The 16,776-nt window shown below is 36.3% G+C and carries 14 protein-coding genes; 12 read left to right on the top strand and 2 right to left on the bottom strand.

Features of this window, described 5'->3' with window-relative positions; genetic code table 11:
* Nucleotides 1-2: 2 nt before the first annotated feature.
* The 7 genes from queG to C1638_RS09540 all read left to right on the top strand — a co-directional run bounded on the left by queG (nt 3) and on the right by C1638_RS09540 (nt 8,672).
* The gene (gene queG, locus C1638_RS09570) at nt 3-941 is read left to right on the top strand and encodes a tRNA epoxyqueuosine(34) reductase QueG (protein ID WP_109620362.1); all 939 of its coding nucleotides are present in this window, start codon (nt 3-5) and stop codon (nt 939-941) included.
* Between the two features lie 366 nt (nt 942-1,307).
* The gene (locus tag C1638_RS09565) at nt 1,308-1,985 is read left to right on the top strand and encodes a TIGR02117 family protein (protein ID WP_438829977.1); all 678 of its coding nucleotides are present in this window, start codon (nt 1,308-1,310) and stop codon (nt 1,983-1,985) included.
* Nucleotides 1,986-2,008: 23 nt separating this feature from the next.
* On the top strand, nt 2,009-2,461 hold the full coding sequence (locus C1638_RS09560; protein ID WP_109620359.1) for an SRPBCC family protein: 453 nt from the start codon (nt 2,009-2,011) through the stop codon (nt 2,459-2,461).
* A gap of 156 nt (nt 2,462-2,617) precedes the next feature.
* Nucleotides 2,618-2,950, top strand: a complete 333-nt coding sequence (locus tag C1638_RS09555; protein WP_109620357.1) for a hypothetical protein — start codon at nt 2,618-2,620, stop codon at nt 2,948-2,950.
* A gap of 107 nt (nt 2,951-3,057) precedes the next feature.
* Complete coding sequence (locus tag C1638_RS09550) at nt 3,058-4,098, top strand: efflux RND transporter periplasmic adaptor subunit (protein WP_228428099.1); 1,041 nt, start codon at nt 3,058-3,060, stop codon at nt 4,096-4,098.
* 28 nt (nt 4,099-4,126) lie between these two features.
* Nucleotides 4,127-7,249, top strand: a complete 3,123-nt coding sequence (locus C1638_RS09545; protein ID WP_109620353.1) for an efflux RND transporter permease subunit — start codon at nt 4,127-4,129, stop codon at nt 7,247-7,249.
* A complete protein-coding gene (locus C1638_RS09540) occupies nt 7,230-8,672 on the top strand; it encodes a TolC family protein (protein ID WP_109620351.1) in 1,443 nt (480 codons plus the stop codon). The genes C1638_RS09545 and C1638_RS09540 overlap by 20 nt, the downstream gene beginning before the upstream one ends.
* A gap of 335 nt (nt 8,673-9,007) precedes the next feature.
* On the opposite strand, the gene C1638_RS09535 is transcribed toward C1638_RS09540, so the two are convergent.
* The gene (locus C1638_RS09535; protein WP_076353611.1) at nt 9,008-9,436 is read right to left on the bottom strand and encodes a cold shock domain-containing protein; all 429 of its coding nucleotides are present in this window, start codon (nt 9,434-9,436) and stop codon (nt 9,008-9,010) included.
* A gap of 717 nt (nt 9,437-10,153) precedes the next feature.
* Here C1638_RS09535 and C1638_RS09530 point away from each other — a divergent pair.
* A complete protein-coding gene (locus C1638_RS09530; protein ID WP_109620349.1) occupies nt 10,154-10,909 on the top strand; it encodes an SDR family oxidoreductase in 756 nt (251 codons plus the stop codon).
* 72 nt (nt 10,910-10,981) lie between these two features.
* On the opposite strand, the gene lgt is transcribed toward C1638_RS09530, so the two are convergent.
* Nucleotides 10,982-11,818, bottom strand: coding sequence for a prolipoprotein diacylglyceryl transferase (gene lgt / locus C1638_RS09525; RefSeq protein ID WP_076353615.1), 837 nt, complete (start codon nt 11,816-11,818; stop codon nt 10,982-10,984).
* 352 nt (nt 11,819-12,170) lie between these two features.
* On the opposite strand from lgt, the gene C1638_RS09520 reads away from it, so the two are divergent.
* The 4 genes from C1638_RS09520 to C1638_RS09505 all read left to right on the top strand — a co-directional run bounded on the left by C1638_RS09520 (nt 12,171) and on the right by C1638_RS09505 (nt 16,775).
* Nucleotides 12,171-12,866: a VIT1/CCC1 transporter family protein gene (locus tag C1638_RS09520; protein WP_109620347.1), complete on the top strand. Its 696-nt coding sequence runs from the start codon at nt 12,171-12,173 to the stop codon at nt 12,864-12,866.
* 235 nt (nt 12,867-13,101) lie between these two features.
* The gene (tssD, locus tag C1638_RS09515) at nt 13,102-13,509 is read left to right on the top strand and encodes a type VI secretion system tube protein TssD (protein ID WP_109620345.1); all 408 of its coding nucleotides are present in this window, start codon (nt 13,102-13,104) and stop codon (nt 13,507-13,509) included.
* Between the two features lie 265 nt (nt 13,510-13,774).
* A complete protein-coding gene (locus C1638_RS09510) occupies nt 13,775-15,634 on the top strand; it encodes a type VI secretion system Vgr family protein (RefSeq protein WP_109620343.1) in 1,860 nt (619 codons plus the stop codon).
* A gap of 58 nt (nt 15,635-15,692) precedes the next feature.
* Nucleotides 15,693-16,775, top strand: coding sequence for a DUF2931 family protein (locus tag C1638_RS09505; RefSeq protein WP_109620341.1), 1,083 nt, complete (start codon nt 15,693-15,695; stop codon nt 16,773-16,775).
* Nucleotide 16,776 lies beyond the last annotated feature (1 nt).

The raw sequence follows: 16,776 nt of genomic DNA, 5'->3' as shown, positions 1-16,776 counted from the left end.
TCATGAATGCTGGTGCCGAAAAATATTCTCAACTTATCAAGTCCAAGGCAAAAAGTTTTGGGTTCCAAAGTTGTGGAATTTCCAAAGCAGATTTTTTGGAAGAAGATGCCCCACACCTTGAAAAATGGCTGAAGAATAACTTCAATGGTGAAATGAAGTATATGGAAAACCATTTTGATAAAAGACTTGATCCAAGATTATTGGTAGAGGGTTCCAAATCTGTTATTTCACTTTCCTATAACTACTTTCCCGAAGAAAAGATCTCTATTCTGGAGAATTTTAAAATTTCAAAATATGCCTATGCAGAAGATTATCACGAAGTAATCAAGGAAATACTCCGTGAAATGGTTGCCGAATTGCAGGAGGAGATAGGAGAATTCGGATTTAGAGTTTTTGTAGATTCAGCACCGATTATGGAAAGAAGTTGGGCGAAAAAATCAGGAATTGGCTGGGTCGGAAAAAATGCCAATCTCATTACAAAACAAAATGGATCTTTCTATTTCTTGGCTGAAATTATCTGCGATCTGGAACTGATTCCCGATCATGAAACTACAGATCATTGTGGAACCTGCAGAAAATGTATTGATGCCTGTCCTACAGATGCCATTGTTTCAGAAAAAATTATCGACGGAAGCCGTTGTATTTCTTATGCAACCATAGAATTAAAGAATGAAATTCCGGATCATTTTAAAGATAAAATGGAGGATTGGATGTTTGGCTGCGATATCTGTCAGGATGTATGCCCCTGGAATCGATTTTCAGCTCCTAATCAACAAAGCAGATTTAAACCTAATGAAGCTTTAAAGAACTTTAAAAAAGGAGAATGGAAAGAACTTACTCAGGAAATTTTCTCCGAGGTCTTCAAAAAATCACCTGTGAAACGAACCAAATTCTCTGGTTTAAAGAGAAATATTGAATTTTTACAGAAGTCTTCAGACTAAGTTTAGGCTAAACTTTTGGTGATAATCCCTTATCTGGAATTTTTCAGAGTTCCAAATTAAAGCTGACGATTGACCATTCCCTATGTTTTTTACAGTAAGGAGGCTAAGATTTGATAGAATAAATTGCTTTAAAAGCCTTTCCTAAAAAGAAAAATTGACTTTCAGGAGATTAAGATCTCACCGAAAATCAACGTTTTTTTTGTACTCTTTTTGGAGCAGTTTTTACTCTAACTTTAAATCTTTTCTGGGATTTGATATTTTTACGCATATTTGTGAATATTTCGTAACTAAATTTAGTCATTTTTCCGATTAAAACAAATACTTTTACGAAAAATCACATATTAAATTTTATTAAAAAACATGACTTTGAAAACCATATTGATGTTTATCCTGAAAGTTTTGGGAATTATTCTGGGAATTGTAATTGTGTATGTGCTACTGGGACTATTGATACCCTATATACCGGTTTCAGCAAAGGATGACGGAGAAAAGAAAGATATTCCCATTTATATTTATACCAATGGGGTGCATACTGATATTGTAATGCCTGTAAAAAATGATCTGAAAGATTGGAGCCTTATGATTCCGTTTGCAGATACCAGATCGAAAAAAACAGATTATAATTATATTGGAATAGGATGGGGCGATAAAGGTTTTTATCTGGATACTCCAACCTGGGCAGACCTTAAATTTTCAACCGCTGTAAAGGCTGCATTTTGGATGAGTGATTCTGCAATGCATTCTACTTATTATTATACAATGAAAGAGGGGGACGACTGCAAAATGATCATGATCAGCAAGAGCCAGTATAAAAATCTGATTAAATTTGTAGAAGATAAATTCGACAGAGATCAAAATGGAAAATTTATGCTGATCCCTACTAATGCTGTTTATGGTGATAATGATGCGTTCTACGATGCCAAAGGAACCTATAGCTTTCTTTATACCTGTAATACATGGAGTAATGATGCTTTGAAAGCTGCAGGGCAAAAAGCAGCACTTTGGACACCCTCTGATTTTGGAATTTTTCAGCATTATAAATAAAAATGATTTAAGGAAAACTATTTATGAAGCACAGGCTTTTTCGTGAACAACAACTCAACTGCGATATAGAAACGGCATGGAAATTTTTTTCATCCGCCAATAACCTTTCAGAAATTACCCCAAAGAATATGGGTTTTATTGTTCTTACCCAAATGGAAGACGATGAGATCTATGAAGGAATGCTCATTGATTATTATATCTCACCCCTGCTTGGCATCAAAATGAAGTGGCAGACAGAAATTACCCATGTAGATTTTCAAAAAAGCTTTATTGATTTCCAAAGAAAAGGACCGTATAAATTATGGAACCATCACCATGAGTTTATTCCTAATGAACATGGCGTTCTGATGAAGGATACTATTGATTATGAATTGCCAATGGGATTTTTGGGAGAAATAGCACATTCTTTATTCGTGAAAAATAAACTGGAATACATTTTTGATTATCGTTTTCGGGTACTAAGCAGATTATTTTAAAACTATAGAGGAACATCAAATACGGTGTGACTTTTTGCGGTTTAATCTGCATTGTTTAAGTTTTTTTAACATTTTAAACACAGGAACTCCATTAAAAAATCCCTACTTTTGCAGGACTATCGTTTTTACTAAAAAACTAATTGTGTTCTGATTGACATGGCAGGTCTGAGGTCATTTATCTACTTCTATATTATAATGGTTTTTACCCTTTTCAATTCGAATTGGGTGGAAAATTCATTACAGAATATTCCTCATCTACCGCATGTAAGTAATATCCACTTGCTGGATATCTACGAAGAAGCAGATATGAATACGCATGCGTTGCCTGCTGCTTCCAAAGTTGTAAAACACTCTCCCCGTAAGGATGACCAGGCCATTGGTGATTTTTCGGCCATTCTAAAAATTGCTCCAAAAATTACACTGCCTAATATTGCAGTTTCTATTATCTGTGGGGTCAAATCCTTTCTCCATCTCCTCCAGTTGTACTAGTTTAAGGTATTGAATTTCAATTTATTTTAACGAAGATTTTATAACCTAAACATTTAAGAATGTATTTTAAAAACGTAATAATTTGCAGTTTTGCAATATTATTCGCTGTGTCATGCAGTAAAGACAAGAAAAAAAACAACGAGAAAGAAAAGGAAGTTCCCGTTCTGGAAATCAAGGAGAAAGATACACTGGTAAGCAATCAGTTTGTAACGGATATCCAGGCCAAGAAAAACGTAGAAATGCGTTCCAGAATTGGAGGAATTATACAGCATATTTATGTAAATGAGGGACAATTTGTACATCAGGGACAGCCTTTATTTAAGATTAATGATGCTGAATTGCAGATGGAACTTTTGAAAGCAAATGCCAGCTTAAAACAGGCTGAAGCAGATGTTCGTATTGTAGAAGTGGAACTGAAGCAGATTCAAAGCTTACATGCTAAAAAGTTTGTAGCCAACAACGAATTGGAAATGGTAAAAGCCAAGCTTTCATCAGCGAAAGCTAAGCATGCCTTTGCGGATGCTGAAAAAAGAACTGTACTTCAAAAAATAAACTTTACAAAGATCACAGCACCTTTTGACGGGGTTCTTGACGTTATTCCTCTTAAAGACGGAAGTTTGGTAGAAAATGGTACGCTATTAACAACGCTATCCCAGCTTAATGAAGTTTACGCTTACTTTTCAATTCCGGAAAACTTATATTTTGAGCTTTTAGCCAATGATAAGATTGGAAGTCACCAAAAAATTGAACTTACCTTACCAAATGGTGTGAATTATCAGTTTAACGGAGCCTTAAAGACAGCCGAGGGAGAAATCGACAGAACTACAGGTTCCATTCGATATAAAGTACTTTTCCCGAACCCTGATCGATTGATTAAACATGGTACATCCGGAAAACTGATTATTTCAGAAAATCAGAATAATGCCATTCTTATTCCACAAAAATCTACTTTCTCTATTCAGGATAAAACCTATGTTTTTGTATTAGATAAGCAGAATAAGGTAAAAATGACCAATATCAAGATCGGAGCCACGTTAAGAGATTCCTATATGGTGGAAAGTGGTCTTAAAAGAGGTGATTTAATCATTTATGAAGGGACTCAGTCTTTAAAGGATGGAGATATTATCAAAATCAAAAAGAAATATTAACCTTTCATAATCTTTAAATCAATTTACTATGGTAGAAATGTTTATAAGACGAAAGGTTCTTTCGTTGGTTATTTCCATATTATTTGTACTACTGGGAATTATGGCACTTTTAAAGATGCCGATTACACAATTCCCGGATATTGTACCCCCTTCAGTAACGGTAACGGCAAAATATACAGGAGCAAATGCTGAAGTATCAGCAAATGCAGTTGCACTTCCATTGGAACGTGCCATCAACGGGGTTCCGGGAATGACGTATATGTCAACGGTAACTTCTAATGATGGGCTTACCTTGATTCAGGTTTTCTTTGAAGTAGGAACAGATCCTGATGTAGCAGCGGTAAACGTTCAGAACAGGGTAACAACCATCCTTGATGAACTTCCTGAAGAAGTAATTCGGGCAGGGGTAACCACTGAAAAAGAGGTGAACAGTATGCTGATGTATCTTAATATCACAAGTACAGATCCAAGCCAGGATGAGCAGTTCATTTACAATTTTACAGATATTAATGTTCTTCAGGAATTAAAGCGTATTGATGGAGTAGGACGTGCAGAGATCATGGGACAGAAAGAATATTCCATGAGGATATGGCTAGATCCGCAGAAGATGGCGGCATATAGTATTTCGGCTGATGAAGTAATCACTTCATTACAAAAGCAGAATATTTCAGCAGCTCCCGGAAAGGTGGGTGAAACATCAGGAAAAACTTCCAGTCAGCTTCAGTATGTAATCAAATATAAAGGGAAATTCTTTGAGCCTAAGCAATACGAGGAAGTTCCGATCCGATCTGATGTAGATGGAACGATTCTAAAGCTTAAGGATATTGCCAAGGTAGAATTCGGGGCAATGAACTATGGAATGGTTTCCAAAACAGACGGAAGACCTTCAGCATCTATTATGATGAAGCAGCGTCCGGGGTCTAATGCCTCTGAAGTTATTGAAAGTGTAAAGACCAAAATGGAAGAGCTAAAAGGTACTTCTTTTCCACCTGGAATGGAGTATAATATGGCCTATGATGTTTCCAGATTCCTTGATGCTTCCATTAGTGCGGTATTAACGACTCTTATTGAAGCCTTTATCTTGGTAGGAATTGTAGTATTTATCTTCCTTCAGGATTGGAGATCTACGCTAATTCCTGTACTGGCAGTTCCGGTTGCTCTTGTAGGAACATTCGCGTTCATGAATATGCTTGATTTCTCGGTAAACTTACTGACTTTGTTTGCCTTGGTTCTTGCCATCGGAATTGTGGTGGATAATGCAATTGTCGTCGTCGAGGCAGTTCACGTAAAAATGGAAGAAGGGATGAACGCGATGGATGCTACTATTAATGCAACAAAAGAAATTGCAGGGGCAGTAGTAGCAATTACTATTGTAATGTCTGCTGTATTTATTCCTGTGGCATTCCTTGATGGTCCGGTAGGAGTATTTTATCGCCAGTTTTCATTGACGTTGGCCATCAGTATTGTCATCTCAGGGGTGAATGCATTAACGCTTACTCCGGCGCTTTGTGCTATTATTTTAAAACCTCACAATCATAATAAAAAGAAGACCATTGTAGACCGATTCTTCCAAAGCTTTAATACAGGTTTTGATAGATTAACAAACGGTTATGTAGGAATTCTATCCAAGTTTGCCACAAGAACTACAGTTACATTTGGATTATTATTTTTATTTGTAGGATTAACTTTTGTGACCAGTAAATTCCTGCCAACCGGATTTATTCCCATGGAAGATCAGGGAATGGTGTATGTGAGTGTTACCACACCACAGGGAGCAACGGTAGAAAGAACAGAAAAAGTATTGGACGAAGTAACAGTCATTGCCAAGAAAATAAAAGGCGTGGAAAACGTGACTACACTTGCCGGATACAGTATTGTAACAGAAATTGCAGGGTCATCCTATGGAATGGCGATGATCAACCTTAAAGACTGGAAAGAAAGGTCCATTTCAGTGAATGACTTGATCACAGAACTTTCAGAAAAAACAAAAGGCATAGCAGACGCACAGATCGAGATCTTTGCTCCGCCAACTGTTCCCGGATTCGGAAATACCAGTGGTTTTGAATTGCGTTTATTAGACAGAACCGGAGGAACGATCGAAAATACAGATAAGATCACCAAAGATTTTGTGAAGAAACTAAATGAAGCTCCCGAATTACAGAATAGTTTTACCAGTTTTGATGCTACGTTCCCGCAGTATATGATTAATGTAGATTATGATATGGCTGCGAAAAAAGGAATTTCAGTAGATAATGCCATGTCCACCCTGCAAACGATGCTTGGTTCTTACTATGCTACCAACTTTATCCGTTTCAGTCAGATGTATAAAGTAATGGTTCAGGCAAGTCCGGAGCACAGAGATACCCCTGAAAGTATCCTGAGTTTATATCTGAAAAATGACAAAGGTGAAATGGTTCCGTTTTCAACATTTATTACCATTGAAAAGGTATACGGACCTGAAGTATTAACGAGGTATAACATGTATATGTCTGCTATGATCAATGGTGAGCCGGCAGATGGTTTCAGCTCTGGTGATGCCATTGCAGCCGTAGATCGTATAGCTAAAGAAACCCTGCCGAGAGGTTTTGATATTGAATGGTCTGGTATGACAAGGGAAGAAATCTTATCAGGAAACCAAACCGTTTACATATTCCTGATCTGTCTGTTGTTTGTATACCTTTTATTGGCAGCTCAATATGAAAGCTTTCTTCTTCCATTGCCTGTATTATTAAGTCTTCCAACAGGAATATTCGGTTCCTATATCGCATTGGTACTGGCGGGGCTGGATAATAATATTTATGCACAGGTGGCTCTGGTCATGCTAATCGGGCTTTTAGCGAAAAATGCCATCCTGATTGTAGAATTTGCTGTTGCCAGAAATAAGCAGGGATTTGATATTATTCCGGCTGCAATTGAAGGAGCAAGACAACGTCTTAGACCTATCCTGATGACTTCTTTTGCCTTTGTGGCAGGACTTATTCCACTCTGTATTGCATCAGGAGCAGGAGCTATTGGAAACCGTTCCATTGGTACAGCAGCAGCGGGAGGAATGTTAATCGGAACAATCTTCGGGTTGGTAGTGATTCCTGGGCTGTATATATTCTTTGCAAAACTTGAAAATAAGAAGAAAGATGAAAAGATTAAATCATAGAAGTATATTGTACGGAATTGCAGCACTAAGCTTAGTATCCTGTGCCGTTCCAAAGGTTGCTGATTTGAAAAAAGCTCAGGAATTACCTGAGATACCAGCTAAAGCAGTAAATTCAGAAGAGTTTAAGCAACTTAATCTGAAAGGCTATTTTACAGACTCTCATCTTTTGGAACTTTTTGATAAAGTGGTACTGGCTAATCCGGATTTTCAGATTGCACAGCAAAGGGTAGAAATTGCAAACAGCTTTTTACAAAGATCAAAGATGGATCTTTTGCCATCTCTTGAAGTAGGAGCGGAAGCTTCAGGAAACCGATATGGGAAATATACGATGGAGGGAGTTGGTAATTATGATACCAATCTTTCGCCTAATATAACCGAGGATCAGAAGATCAACCGTGATTTTACGCCTAATTATTGGCTGGGAGCACGAAGCAGCTGGGAAATTGATGCCTGGGGAAAATTGAAGAATAAAAAAATCGCTGCTCAGAAGAAATATCTGGCTTCCACAGAAGGGTTGCGATTGCTTCAGGTAGAGCTTTTCACTGATATTGCCAATCTTTATTATCAATTGGTAGCTCTGGATAATCGTCTTGCCATTTACCAGAAGAACTATAATCTTCAGCAAAGAGCCTTTGAAATTGTTTTAGCGCAGCGTGAAGTTGGTAAAGCTACAGAACTTGCCGTTCAGCAGTTTAAAGCACAGAATAATAACTGGCTTGCAGAAATTGAACACATCAAAGTAGAGATTGTTACTGTTGAACAAGCCATCACTACCTTAACAGGAAGTTATGGTGGAGATGTAAAACGCGGAAAAGTACTGATGCCTACCAATATGGATATTTTAAATAAAACCATTAATGTAGAAGCTGTAATTCATTCAAGACCAGATGTAGCCGCGAATTATTATGTATTGGAGGCTTCTCAGGCAGATGCAAAGGCTGCAAGAGCTGCTTTTTATCCAAAACTTGATCTCGGAGCAGGTATTGGAATGAATTCCTTTTCTGTGGAAACCCTTTTTAAACCAAGTTCATTAGCTGGGCAGTTGCTGGGAGGGCTGATGGTTCCTGTTTTCAATAAAGGACAATTGAAATACGAATTTAAAGTAGCCAGTAAGGAGCAGGAGATTGCTTTTTTAAATTATCAAAAGAGTATTACCACTGCATTCAATGAACTTCAGTCTATTTTGAAACAGACCAAGATTTACGAACGTGTTTTAAAATTAAAATCAGAAGAGGTGGGTTTTCTTGACCGTGGTGTTGAGGTTTCCAATGATTTGTACCTTACAGGGTATGCCAATTATTTTGAACTTATCAATTCTCAGAAAAGTAAGCTGATTGCTGAGCTTGATCTGTTGCAGTTCCAGCATCAGAATACCAGAAATAATGTTCTGCTATTTAAGGCGCTGGGAGGTAAACTAGATTAAATATGATCATTGGGTTGAGTAAGTTTTTAAGGATCTCAAGAAGAACCTTGTTTACTTTACTCTCCTAATGGTTTAAGACAATAATGTTTTTCGGTTTTGTAAACCGACCATTTTTATTTTTACGATGAAGAAAGAGGCTGTCTCAAAGTGAGGCAGCTTCTTTTGATTTTTAATCTAAACCAAGAGCTATAAAGTTAGATTTCCTGTTAGGGGAATAGTACTCAGAACTGAGATTGATTTTTGTGCAAATAAAAAAGAGACTGTCTTTTGAGGACAGTCTCTTTTTGTATTGTTCAAACGTATCTGTATCAAACAGATCGTTGTATGAATAAGTATTATTTAACAATCTGAATGTTAACAGCTGAAAACCCTTTAGGAGATTTCTCTTTTTCAAAAGATACTCTGTTTCCTTTTTTTACAAGTTCTGTACAGTTGTTATTATGGAAGAAGATATTCTCTTTAGTACTGTCCTCAGTAATGAAACCATATCCTTTCTCACTGTGGAAAGTAATGATTCCTAATTTTCTTGGATCTTCCTCAATAATAGGAGCTGCACCCAATTGAATTTCATCAAGGTTTACTTCCTGTCTCTGTTCAGGTGGAGTAGAGGTTAGTCTTCCGAATTCATCCACATACATGAATACATCCTCCATATCCTTTCCTTTGTTGTTGTTCGTCTTACGATCTTCGCGTCTTAGCGCTTTTTCTTTTTGCTTTTGAATTTTTTTCTTGAAATTTTCCTTTTTAGAAAAAGAATCTGCCATAAATTATTTTTAGTATTTAGTTTCTATAAATTGTATTGTTCACACTGGTCTGCTTTAGACCTTAAAGTCCACTGATGTTTTCTGTCCTGGGATTTCCAATCATACGGAGCTGTAAAATTCCGACAAGTATTGTTCTTGGTAGAAGAATAAGATGTTAAAAATAGGACTGCTCAAAAAGCAATGACTGAATAAAATATATTCCGGTCGTTACAGAAAACAAAGTATTAACTTAGTTATTAATGTACAAATATACAACAATAAAACGAATAATACAGTTTTAAATGATTGATTATCAGAAATGGATTTAACAGAATTTCGCTAAAATAGGCTGCTGTAGGAATATAACAGTGAATATAACCAAACCAAGAGGGGATAAAAAATCCTCAGGGAGCTGAGGATTAAAAAAATATATTAAAATTGAAGTGGTGTGTGTTAATACGGGTGGGAGAGCATCAAATGTTATGCCTAAAATTCACTTAAGTTAGAAAAAGAAAACAAGCGTTGAATAGAAAAACCTACTATCTACCTGTATCTGTCTGGTAAATAGTGTTGTATTGAAAATGGATCGTTTGCATAAAGTTTAATATTTTTTTACTTAATTTTTTAACTCTAATTATGGATGACATTGAATTTTAAGATAACTTCCGAAAAATTCACCATGTTGAGATGACTTTTATTATCCATCTTTGCCTCAATAACATTTAAAATATAAAAATAATGTCAACACAAGATGTAAAGGGAAAAGTTGTTTTAATAGCCGGTGGCGGTAAAAACTTAGGGGGATTATTGAGTAAAGATTTTGCTGCAAAAGGAGCGAAACTGGCCATACACTACAATAGTGAAAGCTCCCGAATTGAAAGTGAAAAAACACTGGCTGAAGTTCAGGCGTTAGGAGCTGAAGCATTCCTGTTTCAGGGAGATCTGACCAAAGTAAACAATATCACTCAATTTTTTGATGAAGCAATTTCTCGTTTTGGAGGAGTAGATATTGCCATTAATACAGTAGGAATGGTATTGAAAAAAACATTCTCAGAAACTACAGAAGAAGAATATGATACCATGTTCAATGTGAATTCAAAATCTGCCTATTTCTTTTTACAGGAAGCCGGTAAAAAATTGAACGACCATGGGAAGATCTGTACGATTGTTACTTCATTATTGGCTGCTTATACAGGATTGTATTCTACTTATGCAGGAGCAAAGGCACCTGTGGAGCATTTTACCAGAGCAGCTTCTAAAGAATTTGGAGCAAGAGGAATTTCTGTAACAGCAGTTGCTCCCGGCCCAATGGATACTCCTTTTTTCTACGGACAGGAAACAGACGATGCAGTGGCCTATCATAAGTCAGCATCTGCATTAGGAGGGCTTACCGATATTAAAGATATTGCTCCACTGGTAGAGTTCTTGGTAACAGAAGGTTGGTGGATCACTGGGCAGACTATTTTTGCCAATGGAGGTTATACAACAAGATAATTTAAATTAAACTTAAAAAAATAGCCCACTGAAAATCATTTTCAGTGGGCTATTCTTATTTGTATCTAAAGATTATGAAGTTTTCATTTTGGACTTTTCCAGTATACTTTTTCCAATAAAAAATAAACCTAGAAGAACAAATGGAATACTTAGAAGTTGTCCCATATTCATGCTCATTCCATGTTCAAATTCAACCTGATCTACCTTGATGAATTCAATCAGAATTCTCATGATAAAGATTAAAAGAATACTGATTCCAAAATAGAATCCTTTCCCGATCTTAAATATATCTTTCTTGTAAATGAAATAAATTAAAAGGAAAATTACAAAATAAGAGATTGCTTCATAAAGCTGTGCGGGATGTCTTGGAAGATCATCTACCTGTCGGAAGATAAAAGCCCATGGCACATTGGTAGGCGTACCAATAATCTCAGAGTTCATAAGATTGGCCAGCCTGATAAAAACACCTCCTAATGGAAGCACAATGGCTATGGCATCCAAAACTTTCATAAAAGGTATAGAGAATTTTCTGGAATATAATAAGAGCATTATTACAAGTCCGATACCACCACCATGGCTTGCTAATCCTGCAAATCCGACAAAGTGATATACCCCGTCCGGCCCTTTCTGGATAGGTAAGAAAATTTCAAGGATATGCTGAGAGTAATAATCAAAATCATAAAAGATACAGTGACCCAGTCTGGCTCCTACCAAAATCCCGATAAGAGCATATGAAAATAAGGATTCATGGGCTTGCATGCTTAAATTTTCTTTTTTATAAATACTTTTCAAAATATTAAAGCACAGAACTAATCCTGCAAGAAATAATAGACCATAGTATTTTACAGGAATTCCTAAAATATTAAAGATTTCAGGATTGACATTCCAATCGATGTATAATAAATTCATTGATAGTGTTGTTGGATTTACGGGTGCAAATATAAGAAAATAGGAACTGTTGATTAAGATAGCACGGTTTTGAAAGCCTTATAGCCTGTTTTATAACATTTTAAAATAATATTTTCCATGTTTCTGGCCGGGGATATTTTTAATAAATGAGGTTTATATATCGTATAATTTAAAATGATTCTTGAAGAAACATTTTATAACTTTAACCTGAGTTTAGAATGAAAAAATGAAGTTAGCTAAACAAGGGAAGATCAAAATTCAATAGTGTAGAACTAACTTTAAGTTCTTCTCTTTTAAAACTCAATTTCTTTATTCCTATTAATTAAACAATCAATCACAGAAATATTCTTATATGCATCATCAACTTGAAAAACATTATGTAAATAGAGTAGGTTGGCTTCGGGCCGCAGTATTAGGAGCTAATGACGGGCTATTATCCACAACCAGTATTGTTATTGGAGTAGCCGCGGCACAACCTGAACGGGATATCATTATTCTTGCTGCTTTAGCCGGAATGATTGCCGGAGCAATGTCTATGGCTGCTGGTGAATATGTTTCCGTTAGTTCACAAGAAGATACAGAAAAGGCTGATTTAATGCGGGAAAAAAGAGAACTGGAAGAAATGCCGGAATTTGAACTTCGAGAACTTGCCAAAATTTATGAGAAAAGAGGATGTACAAAAGAAACGGCGATGCAGGTGGCTACTGAACTTACAGAACACGATGCATTGGGAGCACACGCCCGAGATGAACTGGGCATTAATGAAATTACCCAGGCAAAACCCTTACAAGCTGCTATGGCTTCATTTGGTTCATTTGCAGTAGGAGCATTATTGCCGTTTACCGTTTCTCTTTTCGCCCCCATTAAGCAAATGGTTTATTTTCAGTATGGATTTTCCATCGTATTTCTGATGCTTTTGGGTGCAATTTCAGCTAAGACCGGAGGTGCGGGAATAAAAGTTGCCGTTCTGAGGATTTGCTTTTGGGGAACCATAGCCATGGGAATTACAGCAGTGGTTGGTCGTCTTTTTGGGGTAAATATATCTTAATTCTTTTGATACAAATCATCAATTAAAATATCCCTATTCATCTCTGTTTTAGAAATGTTTAATCAGGTAATCTTTTGATTTACAGAGGTTATATAGCCTAACAACTGTTAGTAGTAGAAATACGACACTTTTTCAAATTTCCAATAAGATGTTATTTTGTTATTGCATTTACTTCTATCTTTGGTGATATAGAAAACAACAAATCACAAAATATTAACGATTAAAATTTACGATCATGGCAGAAAGAAATTCAAGAGGAATTTTAAAATTCAACAACGGAGAAGGACAAAAGTTATTAAAGCTTAATTACAGCGTATCAAGAGCTACAGACGTTTCAGGACGTGTAGCATCTGATCCTTCCAACGCTCTTATCAAGATCACCGTAGAAGCTACAGAAAAATCTGATATTCTGGAAAGCCTTCTCAACGGAAAGTACAAGCCTACCGTGGGTGAAGTAACATTCAACAAATCTCACGAGGAGGGAACATTAACAACATTGAAATGGCAAAACGGTTATGTAATCCAGCATGAAGTAGACTTCGATGCAGTGGATGAAAACAGTATGTACATCAGCTTTGTTATCAGTGCTGAACAAATTGATCTAGGAAACTCTGCTTATGATGGAGCTTGGCCTTCAGCATAAGAATCTGATTTCTTAAAATTAAATCAATATAAAAACAGAATGGTATTCCGAGATAAAGAATATTATTCTGTTTTTTCGTCTCAAATCGTTTTGTCAGAATATTGAATACACTGATGAATTTTTTTATGAAATTATCATGATTTTAAAGATTAAATTAATAGAAACAGGTTTTATGTTGTGATAAATTTATAATTTTAGATAAAGGTTGTTTGTTTTTAGATTTTTTTTCAAAAACTAACGGCCCGCCAAAAACACTTTACATAATATGAATAATAATACCTCGAATTCCGAAAAGATTTCGGAGAATCATATTCCTGGAATCAACCGTGTGGTGAAGCTGGATATTGTGATTGAAGGCAAGATGATTAAGCATTTTAAGCATTTTCGTCTGGAGCAAAGTGTAAAAAAACACCATAATTTTGAACTTACATTAGCACATGATACCTTAGACGGAGTACAAAACCATGATCTGGAAGAGGCTCAGCAGTTTTTAGGAAAACGTTTAACTGTAGTTTTCAAATATAAAGATGTAGAAGGGAGTCCGGAAAGAACCTTTGTGGGCGTCATTACAAAAGTGGGATTCAGTCAGGAAAATCACAGCCTTGGAAACATTGTCTTGAAAGGATATAGTCCTACAATGCTATTGGATGCAGCTCCTCATACCCAAAGTTTTGGCGGAGATCAGCCCGTTAATATGGGGATTATTGCCACGAATGTCATTAAGCAAGGAATTGAAAGCAGTAAGTTTGATGTGAAAATCAATGCTAAGGCATCCTCTCAAATCCTTTACAGCTCTCAGTATAACGAAACCCATTACAATTATCTCTGTAGAATGGCAGAGGCCTATGGTGAGCAGTTTTATTATGATGGTGAAGTTCTTCACTTTGGAAATATGCCGCCTCAGGATAAAGCTTTGGAACTGATCTACGGGAGTAATGTTTCCGATGTTAATGTTGAATTGAAAGCGGTTCATATTAAACCCAATTTTTACGGATATAACAGCAGTTCAAATGCTAAGCTTGCCTCTGGAGAAACGCCTATTAAACATGTAGGAAATCTTGCAAAAACAGCGTATAAGAATAATGATAAAATATTTAAAACCCCATCATTGCAAGTTGCTCCAATAAAGGCGGCAACTGATATGGATGTAGTGATTTCCCAAACCAGTACTGCAGGAAGTAAAGCCGTGGATGTATTTACTGTTTCAGGAGGTACAACTATTCCTTTTTTATATCCGGGATGCGTGGCAGATATCAATATGCGACAAACTGATAGTAATAAAACTTCTTATTTTACCAAACTGATGATGACAGAGGTGATTCATGAAGTGGATGCTTTAGGTCGTTATAAAGGTAGATTTGAAGCCATTGCCTCAGATACAGGATATATTCCAACACCTGATTTTATTGTTCCTATTGCAGAACCACAGATTGCAACGGTAATATCCAATACAGATCCGCTTGGACAGGGCAGAATTACGGTAAGATTCGACTGGCAGCTGCATGATACAACCAATTTTATTCGAATGATGTCTCCCGATGCGGGAGGTACAGATCAGATTACTCAAAACAGAGGATATGTAGCCATACCAGAGGTTGGGGATCAGGTGATGGTAGGCTTTGTACACAATCATCCGGATCGCCCTTTTGTAATGGGAGGAATGTTTCATGGCGGAACGGCTCTTGGAGGCGGAATGGATAATCATTTGAAATCCATTCAAACCAGAAGCGGAATCCGAGTTTTAATGAATGATGCAGAGGGAAGTGTCACTATTATTGACCCAAGCGGAAACAATTATTTTATGGATGGAAAGGGAAATATTACCGTGACAGCCCCTAAAAATATGACTTTCAATGTAGGAGAAAATCTTGCCATTAATGTAGGGAATGACATGAAAACCAGTGTAGGAAATGACAACGCTATTAATATCATCAATAATCATAAGTTCGCTTCAAAAAATTATAAGCAGACTGTTAATGAAAATAAAACAGTTAATATAACAGGTGATTTAAAAGAAACTACTTCTACCACAACCCATAAAGCTAAAAATGGAGATATTCTATTGCAAAGCTCCGGTGTTGCTAAAATGCTCGGTAAAATAGATGCCAAGGTGAATAAGGGATAAATAAACAGATAAAAATAATTGTATATCATTTTAAATAAATGGTTGCAATACGTTAATAATGAATAAAATAATAAAATATCTATTAGGCTTTTTGTTCTTTGCTCAGATCTCGTGTCAGGAAAAAAAAGACCAGAAAAAAACTGAACCAATGATAAAATACGAATGGTCTGAAGGGAGATCTGCATCTTTGGGATATCCGATGGAAGTATATAAAGGAGGAATAGATTGTGAAGGAGGAGAATGGGTGAGTTTAGATGATGGAATGATTCCCGGAAATGATATTTGGGGAAGCGTTAATAATGGAATGTCAAAGGGTTTTAAAAGCCTTCCTACCCGTCTCGATTTTATCTGGATGTCTTATCTGGAAAACCAGTTCTATCTTGTGGATGCAGCTATTGATACCAATAAGATTAGAGAATATTTTAAAAAAGGGTATGATGTAAAAGTAACGAATGGAAGCGGGGACATTGAACATTTAAATTATAAAACGATTTGTGTAGGAATAGCTCCCGGAGGAGTGGTCGTTCTTTGGGTTGAAGGCATTGGGGTTCAAAAAGAAATAGGTAGGTACCAAGGAAAAAAAGTAACAATCCCTGAGTCTGAGATTGCAAAATTAGACAGTCATCAAAATCGTTTTTGGAGAAAAGATTATCTGGATATGGTTCATACCCGGGAGCAGATTATTCCTGCAAAAGTAAGAGAGGAAAATAAAGGAAAACCAATTCCGTTCGGTCTTTGGGATACTTATAGAATACGATACAGTTGGAAGCCCGTTTTTGAATTTCCTGAGAAAGCTAAATTAAATCCTTTGGCCAATGTGAAATTATCCACAGTTAATGGAGAAAAAGAACAGTTTGATACTGCTAAAGCGCCATTAGCCGAAAACGAACCAAGAGCAATACCAAGAAGAATTGTATTTGATTTTGTAGGTGCTGACGGTAAAGAATATGGCGCCAATTGTGATTTAAATGAAAAATCAAGCTTTGAAGTATTTAAAACCGTATTTGGTGATAACCCCAATTCAACCAAAGCTGAAATAGTCATTAAAGTAAACGAGGCCAATAGTTATTTTACCATAAAACTGAAAGGTGAAAACGGTAAAGAAGCTTTCATAAAAGCAGACAAAATAGAGGTTTTTTAAA

This window comes from Chryseobacterium oncorhynchi, from assembly GCF_002899895.1.
In the GTDB taxonomy this organism is placed as follows: Bacteria; Bacteroidota; Bacteroidia; order Flavobacteriales; family Weeksellaceae; genus Chryseobacterium; species Chryseobacterium oncorhynchi.
The sequence above is the reverse complement of the archived record's forward strand: the minus strand, read 5'-3'. Positions and strand labels throughout refer to the sequence as shown.

What these genes read in the sequence shown, in the direction of transcription:
- C1638_RS09540 (WP_109620351.1), top strand. Translation starts at nt 7,230, where the DNA reads ATGAAAAGATTAAATCATAGAAGTATATTGTACGGAATTGCAGCACTA.
- C1638_RS09560 (WP_109620359.1), top strand. Translation starts at nt 2,009, where the DNA reads ATGAAGCACAGGCTTTTTCGTGAACAACAACTCAACTGCGATATAGAA.
- C1638_RS09510 (WP_109620343.1), top strand. Translation starts at nt 13,775, where the DNA reads ATGAATAATAATACCTCGAATTCCGAAAAGATTTCGGAGAATCATATT.
- C1638_RS09545 (WP_109620353.1), top strand. Translation starts at nt 4,127, where the DNA reads ATGGTAGAAATGTTTATAAGACGAAAGGTTCTTTCGTTGGTTATTTCC.
- tssD (WP_109620345.1), top strand. Translation starts at nt 13,102, where the DNA reads ATGGCAGAAAGAAATTCAAGAGGAATTTTAAAATTCAACAACGGAGAA.
- C1638_RS09555 (WP_109620357.1), top strand. Translation starts at nt 2,618, where the DNA reads ATGGCAGGTCTGAGGTCATTTATCTACTTCTATATTATAATGGTTTTT.
- C1638_RS09535 (WP_076353611.1), bottom strand. Translation starts at nt 9,436, where the DNA reads ATGGCAGATTCTTTTTCTAAAAAGGAAAATTTCAAGAAAAAAATTCAA.
- C1638_RS09520 (WP_109620347.1), top strand. Translation starts at nt 12,171, where the DNA reads ATGCATCATCAACTTGAAAAACATTATGTAAATAGAGTAGGTTGGCTT.
- lgt (WP_076353615.1), bottom strand. Translation starts at nt 11,818, where the DNA reads ATGAATTTATTATACATCGATTGGAATGTCAATCCTGAAATCTTTAAT.
- queG (WP_109620362.1), top strand. Translation starts at nt 3, where the DNA reads ATGAATGCTGGTGCCGAAAAATATTCTCAACTTATCAAGTCCAAGGCA.
- C1638_RS09530 (WP_109620349.1), top strand. Translation starts at nt 10,154, where the DNA reads ATGTCAACACAAGATGTAAAGGGAAAAGTTGTTTTAATAGCCGGTGGC.
- C1638_RS09505 (WP_109620341.1), top strand. Translation starts at nt 15,693, where the DNA reads ATGAATAAAATAATAAAATATCTATTAGGCTTTTTGTTCTTTGCTCAG.